General features: G+C 69.2%; 19 protein-coding genes. 14 read left to right on the top strand and 5 right to left on the bottom strand.

The window, feature by feature from the left end; all coding sequences use genetic code 11:
• Positions 1 to 124: 124 nt before the first annotated feature.
• From BTE28158_RS14595 to BTE28158_RS14585, 3 genes are all read right to left on the bottom strand, one after another.
• Positions 125 to 607, bottom strand: a complete 483-nt coding sequence (locus BTE28158_RS14595) for a PRC-barrel domain-containing protein (RefSeq protein WP_124625445.1) — start codon at positions 605 to 607, stop codon at positions 125 to 127.
• 90 nt (positions 608 to 697) lie between these two features.
• On the bottom strand, positions 698 to 1,129 hold the full coding sequence (locus BTE28158_RS14590; RefSeq protein WP_059605984.1) for a CBS domain-containing protein: 432 nt from the start codon (positions 1,127 to 1,129) through the stop codon (positions 698 to 700).
• Positions 1,130 to 1,216: 87 nt separating this feature from the next.
• Positions 1,217 to 1,471, bottom strand: a complete 255-nt coding sequence (locus tag BTE28158_RS14585) for a hypothetical protein (RefSeq protein WP_124625443.1) — start codon at positions 1,469 to 1,471, stop codon at positions 1,217 to 1,219.
• A gap of 154 nt (positions 1,472 to 1,625) precedes the next feature.
• Here BTE28158_RS14585 and BTE28158_RS14580 point away from each other — a divergent pair, with 154 nt between their 5' ends.
• The 9 genes from BTE28158_RS14580 (at position 1,626) to ligD (ending at position 9,572) form a co-directional block, all read left to right on the top strand.
• Positions 1,626 to 1,928, top strand: coding sequence for a hypothetical protein (locus BTE28158_RS14580; RefSeq protein WP_124625620.1), 303 nt, complete (start codon positions 1,626 to 1,628; stop codon positions 1,926 to 1,928).
• A gap of 342 nt (positions 1,929 to 2,270) precedes the next feature.
• Positions 2,271 to 2,582: a hypothetical protein gene (locus tag BTE28158_RS14575; RefSeq protein ID WP_151052573.1), complete on the top strand. Its 312-nt coding sequence runs from the start codon at positions 2,271 to 2,273 to the stop codon at positions 2,580 to 2,582.
• A 50-nt stretch (positions 2,583 to 2,632) separates the two neighbouring features.
• Positions 2,633 to 2,944 (top strand): hypothetical protein, encoded by a 312-nt coding sequence (locus tag BTE28158_RS14570; RefSeq protein ID WP_059602383.1) that lies wholly within the window; start codon positions 2,633 to 2,635, stop codon positions 2,942 to 2,944.
• A 246-nt stretch (positions 2,945 to 3,190) separates the two neighbouring features.
• Entirely contained in the window at positions 3,191 to 4,624 is a 1,434-nt protein-coding gene (locus BTE28158_RS14565) for an RNA polymerase factor sigma-54 (protein ID WP_151051871.1), read from the top strand.
• Positions 4,625 to 4,694: 70 nt separating this feature from the next.
• A complete protein-coding gene (locus BTE28158_RS14560; RefSeq protein WP_151051873.1) occupies positions 4,695 to 4,883 on the top strand; it encodes a DUF3008 family protein in 189 nt (62 codons plus the stop codon).
• A gap of 54 nt (positions 4,884 to 4,937) precedes the next feature.
• On the top strand, positions 4,938 to 5,099 hold the full coding sequence (locus BTE28158_RS14555; RefSeq protein ID WP_027792525.1) for a DUF1328 family protein: 162 nt from the start codon (positions 4,938 to 4,940) through the stop codon (positions 5,097 to 5,099).
• Positions 5,096 to 5,482 (top strand): DUF3022 domain-containing protein, encoded by a 387-nt coding sequence (locus BTE28158_RS14550; RefSeq protein ID WP_151051876.1) that lies wholly within the window; start codon positions 5,096 to 5,098, stop codon positions 5,480 to 5,482. The genes BTE28158_RS14555 and BTE28158_RS14550 overlap by 4 nt, the downstream gene beginning before the upstream one ends.
• Positions 5,483 to 5,747: 265 nt before the next feature.
• Positions 5,748 to 6,773, top strand: coding sequence for a non-homologous end joining protein Ku (gene ku / locus BTE28158_RS14545; RefSeq protein WP_151051878.1), 1,026 nt, complete (start codon positions 5,748 to 5,750; stop codon positions 6,771 to 6,773).
• Positions 6,774 to 6,797: 24 nt separating this feature from the next.
• Positions 6,798 to 9,572, top strand: a complete 2,775-nt coding sequence (gene ligD / locus BTE28158_RS14540) for a DNA ligase D (RefSeq protein WP_151051880.1) — start codon at positions 6,798 to 6,800, stop codon at positions 9,570 to 9,572.
• Between the two features lie 14 nt (positions 9,573 to 9,586).
• On the opposite strand, the gene BTE28158_RS14535 is transcribed toward ligD, so the two are convergent.
• Positions 9,587 to 10,909 carry a cation:proton antiporter gene (locus BTE28158_RS14535; protein WP_124625430.1) on the bottom strand — a complete coding sequence of 441 codons (1,323 nt, stop codon included), beginning with the start codon at positions 10,907 to 10,909 and terminating at the stop codon, positions 9,587 to 9,589.
• A 44-nt stretch (positions 10,910 to 10,953) separates the two neighbouring features.
• Positions 10,954 to 11,310 carry a DUF3175 domain-containing protein gene (locus BTE28158_RS14530; RefSeq protein WP_059680902.1) on the bottom strand — a complete coding sequence of 119 codons (357 nt, stop codon included), beginning with the start codon at positions 11,308 to 11,310 and terminating at the stop codon, positions 10,954 to 10,956.
• A gap of 132 nt (positions 11,311 to 11,442) precedes the next feature.
• Between BTE28158_RS14530 and BTE28158_RS14525 the strand changes: the two genes are divergently transcribed.
• The 5 genes from BTE28158_RS14525 to BTE28158_RS14505 all read left to right on the top strand — a co-directional run bounded on the left by BTE28158_RS14525 (position 11,443) and on the right by BTE28158_RS14505 (position 13,989).
• Positions 11,443 to 11,850, top strand: a complete 408-nt coding sequence (locus BTE28158_RS14525) for a hypothetical protein (RefSeq protein ID WP_174919939.1) — start codon at positions 11,443 to 11,445, stop codon at positions 11,848 to 11,850.
• Between the two features lie 90 nt (positions 11,851 to 11,940).
• Positions 11,941 to 12,306 (top strand): DUF3022 domain-containing protein, encoded by a 366-nt coding sequence (locus BTE28158_RS14520; RefSeq protein ID WP_151052038.1) that lies wholly within the window; start codon positions 11,941 to 11,943, stop codon positions 12,304 to 12,306.
• A gap of 302 nt (positions 12,307 to 12,608) precedes the next feature.
• Positions 12,609 to 13,157, top strand: a complete 549-nt coding sequence (locus BTE28158_RS14515; RefSeq protein ID WP_059602409.1) for a type 1 glutamine amidotransferase domain-containing protein — start codon at positions 12,609 to 12,611, stop codon at positions 13,155 to 13,157.
• Positions 13,158 to 13,160: 3 nt separating this feature from the next.
• Entirely contained in the window at positions 13,161 to 13,502 is a 342-nt protein-coding gene (locus BTE28158_RS14510) for a DUF1488 family protein (protein WP_124625425.1), read from the top strand.
• Positions 13,503 to 13,764: 262 nt separating this feature from the next.
• On the top strand, positions 13,765 to 13,989 hold the full coding sequence (locus BTE28158_RS14505; RefSeq protein ID WP_151052036.1) for a hypothetical protein: 225 nt from the start codon (positions 13,765 to 13,767) through the stop codon (positions 13,987 to 13,989).
• Positions 13,990 to 14,015 lie beyond the last annotated feature (26 nt).

Here is a 14,015-nt window from a genome sequence, read left to right as displayed (position 1 = left end):
ACATCTCAGCGCAGCGTTTACAACCATTCCTTCCCCAAAACAAAAATGCCGTTCAGTCGCTTAACTGAACGGCATTACCGCATTCGCGGGGCTGTCGCCTGAACCACCGGCAAATCACGAACGGTCAATGCCGCCCGCGCGTGCGCGGATCATTCAGTTCCTCGGTCGGATCGGTGAGCCCGAGCTCGTCGCCCGCGCTCCAGTACGGCGTGCTGCCATAGAACTCGTGCAGCGGCGTGGCCCATTGCGGGTCCGCCATCGCCGGCCAGTGATCCTTGTCGAAGCCCGGCGCGTTGCGGATCCGCTCGGACGACACCGACAGCAGGAAACACTTGCGTTCGGTGTCGAGCGTGAGTGCACTCCATGGAATCGCGAGCAGCTTGTCGCCGATGCCGAGCAGGCCGCCGCTCGACAGCACGGCGTACGCGACGCGGCCCGAGCGCACGTCGAGCATGATGTCCTTGATCTTGCCGACGTCGTCGCCATCGGTCGTGTAGACCTTGTCGCCTTCCAGCGTGTCGGCCGCCATCACGTCGGGGCCTGGGCCGGCCGCCGTCGCGGCGCCCTTGCCGATGATGCGCGTCTGTCCTCGATCGGAAGTCTGCATGGTTGTCCTCCTGGTTGCGTGGAGCGCGGCCGTGCCCGGGATGGGCCCTGCGGGTCGCGCGGGTTGTCGGGCGGGGCGAGGATCGCCCCGTCACGTACGCTTCGGTTGCGACACGCCTTCGAGCGTGTTCGCGACGTCGTCGCGCGCGGGGCCGGCCGTGCGCGTCGCGATGTCCGCGAGCGACAGCATGCCGACGAGGCGCTGGTCGTGATCGACGACGGGCAGGCGGCGCAGTTGCGCGTCGGCCATGTAGTGCTGGATCTCGTCCAGCGGATCGTCCTCGAAACACCATTCGATCGGACCCGACGCAACTTCGTGGATCCGCGTCTCCGGCGGCTTGCCGGCCGAGATCGCGCGCACCGCGAGGTCGCGGTCCGTGACCATGCCGATCAGCCGGTTGTTGTCGCACACGGGCAGCGCGCCGATGTCGTAGCGCTCCATCAGTTGCGCCGCATGACGGATCGAGTCGGTCGGCGCAATGTGCACGACGTCCTGCGACATGATTTCGTTGACGCGTTGCATGGAGTCCTCCTGGCGGCTTGAAGCGGGGCCGTGCGATTCAGCAAGCGGCGTGCCGTTCGGCACGGGTGTCCGTCGAATCGCCGACGGTCATGCGTCGCGGCGCCTGGCCGGGTCCTGCCACGGGCCGTCGTCGTGCGTGCCCGGCGGCGTGTCGGGCTCGATGCGCGTGATGCCGCCGGTCGCGGGCGGATCGCTCGCGGGGAACGTGTCCTCGAGCTGCTTGTCGATATGCCGCTCCGAGTGGCGCGTTTTCGTGTGGTCCTGGTCCTTGAGCGGCGGCGACGGGGCGGGACGCGGTTCGTGCGCCGGCGCGTCGCGGCCGGAACGGGTCGAATCCTTCATGGCAGGGCTCCGTGTCGGTGACGATGAGGCGGTTTTCGCGCAACGGCCGTGCCCGCTGCATCCGGACGGCACGCGACTTGCCGCGTCGGCGGCAACGACGACACCACGGCGCGCCACGCGCCGCATGCATGCGCACATCAAGCGGGAGGGCACGATGACGATTCCGAAACGGCGGCCAGGCGTGCGCTATGAAGTCAACGTATGTGGCGGAGGGTTCGAGTCGGTGAAAAGCCACTTCATCACATGGAAGCAGGAGCCGCTGATCTACCGGCCCGATCGCCGCATGTTCGAAGGCAAGGCCGACGTGCGGCCGCTCGACGAGACGTTCGGCTCGACGGAGCCGGCGCGCTTCGCGCTGCAGCGCGCGTGCGACCCGACCGATCCGTATGCACTCGCCGCGCGGGTGCGCGACGACGACCACGAGCTGTGGCTCGTGATGGCTGCGTACGACGGGTAGCGCGATGGTCTTGAAAGAATTGCAGCGCGCGGTGTAGCGAAGACACGTCGCGCCGGGCGGCGGCCTGCACGCTGGCGCGTCGACGCGCGGCAAGCGCCGACAGAGGCCGGCATGCGGCTTGCGGACCTTGGGGCATCGAGCGGCGAACGTGCCGCGCCGCGATCCGGTTCCGCGAGGAGAGCGCAACGATCGAATGCCCATGAACAGAGACGCCATCCGAAACCCTGCTCAGTCGATGCACCGGCCCGAGCCGCCTGTGCCCGACGTCGGGCCGGACCCACAACCGCCCCCGCCGGACGACCTGCCGCCGGTGGCGTTCACCTGATCCAAGGAGGGGCCACGATGAGCATCCGCGTGAAACCCGGCATGCTGCGCGACGTGGCCGAGACGCTCGGCCGCCATTTCGAGGCGCGGGCGATGCCGTTCGATGTCGACGAGCAGCCGCCCGGCGCGCTGCGTTTCGGCTTTCGCATCGACGGCCATCCGGCGTCGCTGACCGTCACCTTCGACGCCGATGCGTTCGCGGCGCTCGAGCAGGCCGGTATCGAGCGGCGACGTGGTGCGCTGGCACGCGTCGCCGCCGAGTTCGACACGATGATGGCGCGCCGCGCGCCGACCGCGTATGCCGGCGATTTCCATTTCAACCGGCTCTGAGCCGTGTCGCCACGGCCGGCCCTGCGCCACCGATTCAACGGAGGATTCCGATGAAGCCGATCCAGTCGATGCGTGTGGGCGCCTGTGCGTTCGCCGCCGCGTGCGCGCTCGGCGCATGCACGCAACCGCAGGCCACTTACGGCACGCGCGGCGCTCCGCCGGCGCCGCCGGACGGTCATGGCGCGTCGCCGACCACGACGATGCCGGACGCGAACACGCGCTACGACACGCGTCCGTCGCCGTACAACACGATGCCGGCGGGTGCGGCCGGCGGTGAGGCGGCCGACGTGCCGCCGCCGGGACCGAACGGCGCGCAGGGCGACCGGACGATGCCGGGCACGCCGCCGCCGATGCAGTACTGACGTGCGGCACGTCGTGCGGCGGCTGCGGGCGGATACACCGGCGCGCCGGCGCGCAGCCGGTGCGTCCGCCCGGCGCGAATTCCGTGCCTCCAACTTGCCGGCACTTGTAAAAAAGGCAGCAGCCGGGGCCGCCGCAAGCGGGGTGCGAACCCGCGAGAGCCGCGACGGACGGCGCTTCGCCCCCTTGGCATGGAAGCTGCATGATTGCGTCTGCACGCAATTCCGCACACCGTCAGGAGGGCATCGATGTCCGTCACGCTTGCGCTCCAGATGCGACAGCATCTGGCACTCACGCCGAGGCTTCAGCAGTCCCTTCGCCTGTTGCAGTTGTCTTCGCTCGAATTCCAGCAGGAACTGCGGCAGGCGCTCGACTCGAATCCGTTTCTCGAAGATGGCCAGGGCGACGACGAAGCCGCCGCCGACGTGCCCGAATCCACCGCCGAAGCCGCGGCGGCCGAGCCGCCGCCAGAGCGCGAGGACGTGCGTCCGCCTGACGGCGAGGTGTCGTATACAGCGGCGCCGGCGCCGCGCGGCACGAGCCGCCAGGCTGACGACGCGAGCGACCTGTCGCCCGGCGAGTGGATGGCGGCCGAGCCGTCGCTGCACCAGCAACTGCACGATGCGCTGCGCCTTTATCCGCTGAACAAGCGCGACCGCGAGGCTGCGCGCATCGTGATCGATGCGCTCGACGAGGACGGCTACCTGCGTCAGGAACTGGCCGAGCTGCTGGTCGCGGCCGATCCGGCGTTGCTGCTGTCGGAACAGGATCTCGCGGTGGCGCTGCGGCTCGTGCAGATGCTGGACCGTCCGGGCATCGCCGCGCGCTCGGTGTCCGAATGCCTGGTGCTGCAGCTCGACGCGATTCCAGCCGGCACGCCGGCGCTCGCGGAGGCGAAGGCGATCGCGCGCGACCATCTCGAACGGCTCGCGCGGCGCGAGACGGCGGAAATCCAGCGACGCCTGGGCTGCAGCCAGGCGACGATGCAGGCGGCGTGCGCGCTGGTGCGCACGCTCGATCCGCGTCCCGGCAACCACTACGGCAGCACGCGCGGCGACTACGTGATACCCGACGTGATCGTGCGCCAGGTGCGCGACGAATGGGTCGTGACGATCAACCCGGCCGTGCTGCCGCGCGCGCGGCTGCACGAGCGCTACGCAACCTTGTTCGCGCAGTCGAGCGGCGAGCACGATTCGCCGCTCGGCCAGCAGTTGCAGGAAGCGCGCTGGCTGATCCGCAACGTGCAGAAGCGCTTCGACACGATCCAGCGCGTCGGCGAATGCATCGTCGCGCGGCAGCGCGATTTCTTCCGCTACGGCGAGATCGCGATGAAGCCGCTCGTGCTGCGCGACATCGCCGAGGCGCTCGACCTGCACGAATCGACCGTGTCGCGCGCGACGGGCAACAAGTACATGGCCACGCCGCACGGCACGTTCGAGTTCAAGTATTTCTTCCCGCGCAAGCTGGAAGCAGCCGGGAAGGGCGTGTGCTCGGCGTTGGCCGCGAAGGTGCTGATCCGCGACATGATCGCGGCCGAGCGCCACTCCGACCCGCTGTCTGACGTCGCGCTCACCCAGAATCTGGCGGGGCGCGGCATCCTTCTTGCGCGTCGGACGGTGACCAAGTATCGCCAGGCGATGAAGATTCCGCCGGCTGAACTGCGGCGGCGCGACGCCGCATGACGATGCCGTTCGAACCGCGCGCGGCCTGCGCACCGCGCAGCCCGCGCGCACCACCGAGAGGAGGAAAGCCATGCCAGCCAAGTCCCAGGCACAGCAGCGCGCCGCGGGGGCCGCCCTGTCGGCCAAGCGCGGTGACACCAAGATGAAGGACCTGAAGCCGCCTGCGAAGTCGATGGCCAAGTCGATGAGCGAGAAGGAACTCGAAAAAATGGCTTCGACGCCGGCCCACGGCAAACCCAGGCACAAGCACGATGCTTGATCGGCGGCGACACGCGTCGACGATCGCCATTCGTCAGGACTCCAGGAGGAATTCATGCTTCGATACGCCATCATCTTCTTCATCATCGCGATCGTCGCCGCCGTGTTCGGCTTCGGCGGCATCGCGGCCGGCGCGGCCGAGATCGCGAAGATCCTGTTCTACATCTTCGTCGTGATCTTCCTGGTCACGCTGCTGCTGGGCGTCGTGCGCCGATGACGGTCACGCCAGACCGTTCGCAGCGCATCGCTGAACTCGAAGCTGCGCTCGCGAACGGATTTCCGTCGGAGTCGACCGTCGTCGTGCATGCGGATGACGCGTCCGGGCGGCTGACGATCCAGGTGTCGTGGGTGCGGGTACCGGTCGACGCGAGCGCGCGTCAGTGGCGCTGCGTGGTGGACCTGCGCTTCGAGCCGGACGTCCTCGCGCGGTACGTGTCCCTCGACTCGGCCGACCGGTTGCGCGTTCGGACGCACGTGTGCGACATGGCGCGGCGCGCGGTGGATGAACAGAAACCGCGCGTCGAGGACGCCGAGATCGAATGCAGCGTCGCGCTCGACGTGACGCGCGAGGAGCTGGATCGCGCGATTCGCGCGCCCTGACGTCGCGGCAGCAGCCCGCCGTGACATCGTAGCGGGTCGTCGCGGCACGTGTCGTGCGGCTCGTTCGTTTCCCATGACGGCTCCGTGTGCGCCGTGACGCACGCAGCCGTCCTTCATCGAACCGACAGGAGGGCGCGCGCGTGACGCATCTCCCCGATCCGGCAATCCACCGCCACCCGACGGCGCGAAATCGCGCCAGCGCGCGGAGCGTTGCACGGGGGAGCCGGTACGCCAGGCGCGCGTGCAAGCGGCAAGGAGGACAGGCATGGCCCCGCGGATGATATGGAAAGGCGCGATCAGCTTCGGGCTCGTTCATGTGCCCGTGCAGCTGTTTCCCGCGACACGCACCGTGAAGCCGTCGTTCCGGCTGCTCGACAAGCGCTCGATGGATCCGGTCGGCTACCGGCAGATCAACAAGCGCACCGGCAAGGAAGTCACGCGCGAGGACATCGTGCGCGGCTACGAGTACGAGAAGGAGCGCTACGTCGTGCTGACCGACGACGAAATCCGCGCGGCGAACCCCGAATCGACGCAGACCGTCGACATCCTGACCTTCGTCGACGAGGATGCCGTGTCGTTCCTCTATCTCGACACGCCGTACTACCTCATGCCGGACCGCAAGGGCGAGAAGGTCTATGCGCTGTTGCGCGACGCACTGAAGGACAGCGGCAAGATCGGCATTGCGCTCGTGGTGATGCGCGACCGACAGCATCTTGGCGCGCTGATTCCGGTCGGGCCGCTGCTCGCGCTCGATACGCTGCGCTGGCAGGAAGAATTGCGGCCCCTCGACGAACTGACGGTACCGGCCGAAGACGCGAAGGGCGCGGGCGTGACCACGCGCGAGCTGGGAATGGCGAAGAAGCTGATCGACGACATGGCCGGCAAATGGACGCCCGACGAGTATCACGACACGTTCCGCGACGACATCCTCGAGCTGGTCGAGCGCAAGGTGCGCGCGGGCAAGATCGAGGAGATCGAGGAGCGGCCCGCACAGACGAGCCGCGCGGCGACCAACGTGGTCGACCTGACCGAGCTGCTGAAGCGCAGCTTGAAGGGCGGCGGCGGGGCGCGTGCGGCGGATCTGCGCGATGCGGGCGACGACGAGGATGCGAATACCGATGGGGCATCCTCGTCGTCGCGCGGCGGCGGGCGCCGCAAGCCGGTTTCGAAAACCGCGGTGAAGGGCGCGGCCACGAAAACCGCGGCGGCGAAACGGTCGTCCGCGAAACGTGCCGCGACCGGCGAGCATGCGGTGAAGAAAGCCACCGCGCGCCGCAAGCACGCCGCATGACGCCGCGCAAAGCGAGGTGATGCAATGCCCGGCAAGCTCGATCCATATCGCCGCAAACGCCACTTCGGCGCGACGCCGGAACCTGAAGGCGCGCACGGGCGTCGGCGTGCGAAGTCGGATGCGAAACCGTCCGCGCGCGGGCGTGCGCGCACCGGCCATCCGCTGCGCTTCGTGATCCAGGAGCATCATGCGCGGCGATTGCACTACGACTTCCGGCTCGAACTCGACGGCACGCTGAAGTCGTGGGCCGTGCCGAAGGGGCCGAGCCTGGATCCGTCGGTGAAGCGTCTCGCCGTGCATGTCGAGGACCATCCGCTCGAATATGCGTCGTTCGAAGGCGAGATTCCGGCCGGGCATTACGGAGCAGGATCGGTCGTCGTTTGGGACGAGGGCACGTGGACGCCCGACGGCGGCGTCGCGCAGGCACGCGACGGCTATCGCGCGGGCAAGCTCACGTTCCGGCTCGACGGCGAGAAGCTGCACGGCGGCTGGGCGCTCGTGCGCAGCGGGCGCCAGCAAGGGCGACAGGAGCAGTGGCTGCTGATCAAGGAGCGCGACGACGACGCGCGCGGCGCGGACGAATTCGACGTCGTCGGCGAGCGGCCGGGAAGTGTGCATGATGGTGCGGTGGCGCTGCCGGATTCGCCCGACGGCGCCACGCGTACGCGCCATGTGCCGCGCGGCCGCGGCGACAAGGCCGCGAAATGCGCTGCACATGGCGCGCGGCATGACGAACACGACGATCATGGCCATTCGCCGGCCGATCCGTCCGGGATCGAAGGTGCAGTGCGCGCGCCGTTGCCCGAGCGCGTCGCGCCGCAACTCGCGACGCTGGTCGACGGCCCGCCTGAGCAGGGCGACTGGCGCTACGAGCTGAAGTTCGACGGCTACCGGATCCTCGCGCGCATTGCGGGCAAGGGCACACGCCGGCATGTGAAGCTGATGACGCGCGAAGGCCGCGACTGGACCGCGAAGCTGCGCGCGCAACGCGACGCGCTCGCCGCGCTCGACGTCGACGGCGCATGGTTCGACGGCGAGGCCGTCGTGCTCGGCGAGCACGGTCTTCCCGATTTCCAGGCGCTGCAGAACGCCCTCGGCGCAGGGCGCTCGGACGCGGTCACGCTGTTCGTATTCGATCTGCCCTATCTTGATGGTTATGACCTGCGCGACGCACCGCTCACCGCGCGCCGCGCGCTGCTTGAACCCCTGCTGGCCGACAGCGACCCCGCGCGGCTGCGCTTTTCGCCCGATCTCGGCGACGACGTCGCGTCGCTGATCGCGAGCGCATGCGATACCGGCCTCGAAGGGCTGATCGGCAAGCGCGCGGACTCGCGCTACCGGCCCGGACGCTCACCTGCGTGGATCAAGCTCAAATGCCGACGCCGGCAGGAGTTCGTGATCGGTGGCTATACCGAGCCGTCGGGCAGCCGCCACGGCTTCGGCGCGCTGCTGCTCGGCGTGCACGAACCGGCGCCGGCCGGCAAGCGGCGGCGGGGGCCTACACCGCTGCGCTATGTCGGCCGGGTCGGCACAGGCTTCGACGCACGCATGCTCGATCGGCTTGCCGCGATCCTGCGCAAGCACGAGCGCGAAACGGCGCCGTTCGATCCGCCGCCGCGCGAACGCTCGCGCACGCGCGTGCACTGGATCGAGCCGACGCTCGTCGCCGAATGCGAATTCGCGGAGTGGACCGGCGACGGCATCGTGCGGCAGGCCGCGTTCATCGCGCTGCGCGAAGACAAGCCGGCCGCGCAGATCGTCCGCGAAGTGCCGAAACATGCGAAAAATGCGGAACCGGAGGTGGCGATGGATCGACATCGAACCACGCACGCGGCTCACGAGGCGAATGGCCGCGAGCACCACGCGCGTTCGCGGGCATCCACCCGTACGGCGGGCAACGATGCCGGCGAGGATCAGCTCGGCCGCGTGCGCATCACCCATCCCGACCGCGTGCTCGATCCGCGAAGCGGCACGCGCAAGATCGATCTCGCGCGTTACTGGCAATGGATCGCGCCGTGGCTGTTGCCGGACTTGAAGGGGCGACCCGTGTCGCTCGTGCGCGCGCCTGGAGACATCGCCGGCGAGCTGTTCTTCCAGAAGCACGCGGAGCGCCGCGAGATCCCGTTCGTCACGCAACACGCCGGGCTCGATCCAGGGCACGGTCCGCTGCTGTCGCTCGACAACGTCGACGCGCTGCTTGGTGCCGCGCAGATGGGCACGATCGAACTGCATACGTGGAACGCGCACGCGTCGAACATCGAGCGGCCGGACCGAATCGTGTTCGACCTCGATCCTGATCCCGCGCTGCCGTGGAGCGCGATGATCGAGGCCGCGCAACTCGTGTGCGGGCTGCTCGACGAACTGGGGCTCGCGTCGTTCTGCAAGACGAGCGGCGGCAAGGGGCTGCATGTGGTCGTGCCGATCACGCGACACCTCGGATGGGACGACGTGAAGGATTTCTCGCGCGCGGTCGCGCAACACATCGCGGGTGCGTTGCCCGACCGTTTCACCGCGACGATGGGCCCGCGTCATCGTCGCGGCAAGATCTTCATCGACTACCTGCGCAATGGCCGCGGCGCGAGCACGATCGCCGCGTATTCGGCGCGTGCGCGGCCCGGGATGGGCGTGTCGGTGCCGCTGCGTTGGGACGAGGTGCCCGACACGACGGGCGGCGCGCAATGGACGATCGACACGCTGCACGAACGGCTCGACCGGCTCGAGCGCGATCCGTGGGAAGGCTACGACGACACGCGGCAGCGCATCTCCGCGCAGATGCGCGCGCGGCTCGGCGCGTCGTGACGTCGCCGGCGCGGTCAACGCCGGCGCTGCTGCAGGCGGTAATACCAGGCCATCAGCGGCGTCGCGGATACGCCGTGCACGATCACCGACGCCGACACGACGGCCAGCACCGGCGCCGCGAGCGGGCGCACCGCGCTCGACGGCCCGTGTTCGAGCGCGAACAGCAGGTAATAGAACGAGCCGATCCCGCGTATCCCGAACCACGCCATCAACCGCCGTTGCGCGTGGGTCGCGCGCGAGCCGGTCAGCGTCAGCAACACGGCGAGCGGCCGCACGGCCACGAACAGCACGAGGGCGAGCCCGATTGCGCCCCACGTCACGAGCGGCGTCGATAGCGTCGCGAGCACGCTGCCGACCATCGTCATGATGAGCGCCTCGGCGATCCGTTCGAGCTCGATCGTGAAGTCCAGCACCGATTCGGTCATGAACGCGTGCACCTTCTCCGGATGCTTCTCGGTCGCGACCACGTCTTCCGAATCGATCCGGCCGATCACTTCGCGCGGCCGCCGGCCGCCGCTCGCGCGATGCTCGACGCGGCGCATCGCGACGCCCGCGGCGAACGTCGCGATGAAGCCGAACGTATTCGCAAGCTGCGCGACGCCGAACGACAGCACGATCAGCGCGAGCGCGAAGAAGCCTTCGAATCCGAGCGCCTGCGCATGGCGGGTGCGCAGCCAGCCAATCGCCTTGGTGGTGGACGCGCCGAGCACGCCGCCGATCGCGGCCGCGCCTGCGATGCCCCACAGCGCGGCCAGCGCGAACGCAGCCGACAGCGCTGGCCGCGCGTGCGGCATGTCGGACGCACCGCACAGCGCGAGGCCCGCGAGCGCGAACGGCAGCGCGATCCCGTCGTTCAGCCCGCCTTCGCCGGACAGCGCGAAGCGCACCAGGTCGCGGTCGCCGGGATCGTGCACCTGCACGTCGTGCGCGAGCACCGGGTCGGTCGGCGCGAGGATCGCCGCGAGCAGCAGCGCGGGGCCCCAGCCGAGCCCGAGCGTCACCACCGCGCAGCCGGCGAGCAGCGGCACGGTGACGATCATCGCAAGCAGGCCGAGCCGGCAGGGCACGAGCCACAACTTGTCGGACAGCGGCACGCGCAGCCGCAGTCCGATCGCGAACAGCGACACCAGCAGCGCGACTTCGACGATCTCGCGCAGCAGCGGCGCGTCGCGTTCGATGTCGAGATGCAGGAGTCCGGCGCCGGACGGGCCGAGCGCGACGCCGAGCGCGAGATAGATCATCGCGCTGCTGCATGGCAGGTGACGCAGCGCCGACGTCGCGACACCCATGGCCATCAGCACCGCGCCGATGATCAGATACCACAGCGTTTCATGCATGCGTGCAGGCGGAGCAGGTCGATACGGAGCGGTTGGGGGGAGCGTCACGGCTTGCGGCCGAACGCCTCGCGCAGTTTCCGCTTCGCGCGTTCGAGCGTCGCGCGGCGTGTTTTCGGCAGGTTGCGGCCCGCGCGGTTCACATAGAAGTTGAGCATCGACATCGCCGACTGGAACGGCGGCGCCTTGCGGCGGCGGCTGTGTTCGGCCGAGCGCTTGAGCGACGCCGCGATCTCGCCCGGGTCGTCGGACTTGAAGATCTCGGGTTCGATGTCCAGCGCATCGCTCTTTTTCATGACGTCGGCGGACCAGCGCTTGCGATGATGCGGATCGTTGCTGCGCGCGCGGCCGGGGCGGCGCGTCACGCGTTTGCCGTGCGGACGGGAAGCGGAAGCTGAAGGCATGACAGGGCTCCGTACGGGATCGATGGTCCTGCGCAGCAAGCCGCATGCCGCACAGCGCTGACGGCACGTGCCTTGCTGAACCAGGGACGCAGGAAATTCCACGACAGCGGTTCCATCGAGGGAGAACGTTCCATGAAGCCAGTATTCGAATCGAAATTCGCTGCGCGCCGGATCCTTGCGTGCGCGGCCGTCGCACTCGTCGCGGCCGCACAGGCCGCGTGGGCACAGAATTCGCAGCGTTCCGACGAAGGCACCGGGGCGCCGATCCTGTCGCCGCCGGACACGTCGGCACAAAGCGCCGGCGGCAGCATGTCGAATGGCAATACGGCGGCGCCGCCGCCCGCGACCCGCATGCAGGAGTCACGCGCCATGCGTTCGCACGCGCGCCCGCATGTGCGCACCAAGCCGGGCGGCCCGAGCGGTGCCGGCACCGGCGGTAGCGGCAGCACCGGCGGCGCCAACGGCGGTGGCAGCGCAGGGGCGGGCGCGGGCGGTGGCGGCGCGGGCGGTACGGGCGGCGCCGGTTCCAGCGGCTACTGACGATCACGGCGTCGCGCCGGCGTAACCGGCGCGACGCGATGGCGGGCGCCGGCCGCGGGGCGGCACATCGCCACCACGCAGGAGGACATGATGCACTCGAACCAGCGGACCTCGTTCGATCCGACCGAACTGGACACCGACGAGGTCGATACGGACGATCTCGATACGACGGTGCATGTCGACGTCGAGACCGGCAGGATCACGTTTCATGCGGCCTGGGCCCTGGCGCCCGATGCGCCGCCCGATACCGCGCGGCACTCGGTCGTGCTCGCACTCGACTACGACACGATGGAGCGCTACGTCGATCTCGACGACGACGCCCGAATGCGCGTGCACGCGATGCTGCACGATGCCGTGCAGGCCACGCTCGACACGCTGCCCGACGTCACCGAGGATTTGACGCTGACGGTCGAGCTGACCGACGCGATGCTCGACGCAGCGCGTCATCTGCAGTGAGCGTGTCGAGCCGGTAGCGACCCGCCACGGGCGCGACCTTGCATGACGGCGCCGGGCGACAGTCGCGGGCAGTCGCGTTACATCCCTTTGAAATCTTTGCAGACGCGCGCGGCGCGGCGTGACGTCGGCCCTTACGCGCCACGCGGCGGCTCATGCGCGTGAGGCCATTCGGGGATTGCGGGTCGCGCCCCATGGACGCGATGGTGCGTGCAGTGGCGTCCCCGTGCGCGCGGCAGGCACGCAGATTGCTGCACGACAGGTACGGCACGACCGATGCCGCGACATCAACAGGAGGGCGCTCCATGATCGGCAAGCTGGACCATTGCAAGGTGGCGATACTCGCGGTCGACGGCTTCGAGGAAGCCGAGCTCGTCGAGCCGCAGCGCGCGCTCAGGGCCGAAGGCGCGCAGGTCGACGTGATTTCGCAGAAGCCCGGCGAGATCCAGGGGTTCAGGCACGTCGACAAGGGCGATCGCGTGAAGGTCGACCATACGTTCGACGATGCGCGCGAAGGCGACTACGACGCGGTCGTGCTACCGGGCGGTGTCGTCAACGGCGACGCGATCCGGATGGTGACGGCCGCGCGCGAATTCGTGACAGCGGCAGTCGGTGCGGGCAAGCCGATCGCCGCGATCTGTCACGGCGGCTGGCTGCTCGTGTCGTCGGGGCTGGTGGACGGCCGCACGATGACGAGCTGGCCGAGCCTGCAGGACGACATCCGCAACGCGGGCGGCAAGTGGGTCGACCAGGAGGTCGTGCGCGACGGCAACCTGATCACGAGCCGCAAGCCCGACGACCTGCCCGCATTCAACGGCGCGCTGGTGCAGTGTCTGGCGTCGCGGGGGGCCTGAGCGATGCCCGCCGGTTCCATCCATCACGTGACGCTGACTGACGGGCTGCCCGAGTTCGACGGCGCGGCGCTGCAGATGCGCTTCGTGGTCGAGGTCGATGGGAAGCCGCTCACATGCGCGATCACGGTCGAAGCGCTCGAGGATCATTTCGGCGCGCGCTCCGCGCTCGAGGCCGACCTGCGCGACGCGTTCGAGCGCGGCCGTGCGCGCATCGAGGCCGCGTGCGAGGAAGTGCTCGCGGACGGCGAGGGCGGCGTGGAACTGCACAGCGGCTATTTCCGCGCGCGCGATCAGGCGGCGGGGAAAACGGCGCGGGCGGGACTGTTCCGTTCGAGGAAGTCGTGATCCGCGCGGCTGCGCGACGCCCGCGCGGGCCGGCTCGCGCGCCGCGCGTGTGCTCGCTTACACGGCGTTGAAAACTTTGCAGCAGCCGTCACGCGGTACGTGGTGACACATCGCGCCCCGCGTCGGCCGCGAGCAGGGCGGCCGCGTCCCACGATCTGGCACGCTCCCTGCATGCTTCTCCCGTCGCCGGCGCACGTTTCGCGCCGTGCGTCGCCGCGATGCCGCCGCTGCATCGTGCGAAGCCGTCAACGGGGAAACAAGCATGCTGACCGCCCATGAATTTGCCGCGCTGTTCCTGGTACATCGCGCACCGGAACAGATCCAGACCGACCGCGACGACATCGTCGCGCTGGTGGAACGACAGTTGATCGTGATGCGTCCGGACGCGTCCGGCACGAGCCGCCCCGCGCTGACGGCCGACGGGTTGACGGTCGTCCGGTGCGTGCAGCGGGACGACGGCCGCGATGCCGGCGGTCGCGACGCGTGACACGCGATGCATGATGCTCGCGCGCG

This window comes from Burkholderia diffusa, assembly GCF_902499115.1.
Lineage (GTDB): Bacteria > Pseudomonadota > Gammaproteobacteria > Burkholderiales > Burkholderiaceae > Burkholderia > Burkholderia diffusa.
Note: the sequence above shows the minus strand (reverse complement) of the source record. Positions and strands in the feature narration are given on the sequence as shown.